Annotated in this window: 1 protein-coding gene; it reads left to right on the plus strand. The window is 56.6% G+C overall.

From position 1 onward, the window contains the following. The coding region (locus AC1RPJ_RS08110; protein ID WP_481762897.1) for a hypothetical protein at positions 1-256 on the plus strand (256 nt) is incomplete at its 5' end. Positions 257-281 lie beyond the last annotated feature (25 nt).

Here is a 281-nt window from a genome sequence, read left to right on the forward strand (position 1 = left end):
GTTCTTCACGGCACGTGCCCGCGACGCGTACGTACGTCGTATGGAGGCCGGAATCCTGCACCCGCACGAGCGCGCAGTTCACGAACGATCGCTGGACCAATCGAATATGGACGACTTCGCGTATGACGATTTCGACGACTTTGCACCAATGGATTGGCTGGACGATGATCGTACGCCGGCTACGCGCTCGTACGCCACAGATTTCAACCCGATCGTGGTCAAGCCGCAATCGGCGGTGCTCCTGACTGGTATCTGAAGGAAAACATGAACAAGTTCAATCG

This window comes from Dellaglioa sp. CoH-57-MRSF-17 (assembly GCF_056782015.1).